The organism is Streptomyces niveiscabiei, assembly GCF_001419795.1.
Taxonomy (GTDB): Bacteria; Actinomycetota; Actinomycetes; order Streptomycetales; family Streptomycetaceae; genus Streptomyces; species Streptomyces niveiscabiei.
In genome coordinates this window covers 1-1084 of record NZ_LIRL01000862.1, presented here as the reverse complement: position 1 = coordinate 1084, position 1084 = coordinate 1, and the positions used below count along the sequence as shown (strand labels likewise).

The window sequence follows — 1084 nt, the reverse complement described above, 5'->3', positions numbered from 1 at the left end:
ATGTGCGGGCCTTGTCCTCGGGCGTCGGGCTGGCTGGAGAGACGGGGGTGGCTGGAGGGGGTGGTTCTGGGCGTCGGAGTAGGGCGTGATGTGTACGCAGTAACCTTGTGCGGGGCGTTCTTGTCGTCCCGGATCCCACCACCATGCACCAGGAAGGTGTCCCCCCGTGGAAAACGGCGCCGCTCAGCCTGTGATCGTTGCTATCGACGGTCCCTCCGGCACCGGGAAGTCGAGTACGTCGAAGGCTGTGGCCGGGGAGCTCGGGCTTAGCTATCTGGACACCGGGGCCCAGTACCGGGCGATCACCTGGTGGATGGTGAGCAATGGGATCGACATCGATGACGCGGACGCCGTCGCCGCGGTCGCCGGGAAGCCGGAGATCGTGTCGGGGACCGATCCGGCGGCGCCGACGATCCATGTGGACGGGGTGGATGTCGCCGGGCCGATCCGGACGCAGGATGTGACCTCCAAGGTCAGTGCCGTGAGCGCGGTGCCCGAGGTGCGTGCCCGGATCACGGAGTTGCAGCGGTCCATCGCGGCCGGCGCGGAGAAGGGGATCGTCGTCGAGGGCCGGGACATCGGGACGACCGTCCTGCCGGACGCCGATCTGAAGATCTTCCTCACCGCGTCCGCCGAGGCGAGGGCCGCCCGGCGCAGCGGTGAGCTGGGTCAGGGCACCGACGTCGCCGCCACTCGCGAGGCGCTGATCAAGCGGGACACAGCGGATTCCAGCCGCAAGACCTCGCCGCTCGCCAAGGCGGACGACGCGGTCGAGGTGGACACCACGGAGCTGACGCTGACGCAGGTCATCGAGTGCGTCGTGACCCTCGTCGAGGAGAAGCGGGCGGGCAAGTGACCACACAGCCCTCCGGGGATTCCCAGCCCACGCGGGTCGGCGAGGACTCCCGGCCGACCGGGGATCTCCAGCCCACGCGGGCTGGCGAGGACCCCAGGCCGACCGAGGATTCCCAGCCCACCCAGGCCGGGGACGATTCCCAGCCGACCGGAGGCTCCGAGCCCCCGCAGCCCGCCGGAAACACCCGGCCCGCTCAGTCCGTCGGCCCCTCCGCCCCCGGCCCCCGGC

The 1084-nt window shown here is 70.8% G+C and carries 1 protein-coding gene and 1 pseudogene; both read left to right on the top strand.

What is annotated here, in order from left to right; all coding sequences use genetic code 11:
- Positions 1–166 precede the first annotated feature (166 nt).
- The gene (cmk, locus tag AOK24_RS35680) at positions 167–856 is read left to right on the top strand and encodes a (d)CMP kinase (protein ID WP_055724121.1); all 690 of its coding nucleotides are present in this window, start codon (positions 167–169) and stop codon (positions 854–856) included.
- Positions 853–1084: pseudogene (locus tag AOK24_RS49930) on the top strand (hypothetical protein); the annotation flags it as partial. The gene cmk and the pseudogene AOK24_RS49930, both read left to right, overlap by 4 nt.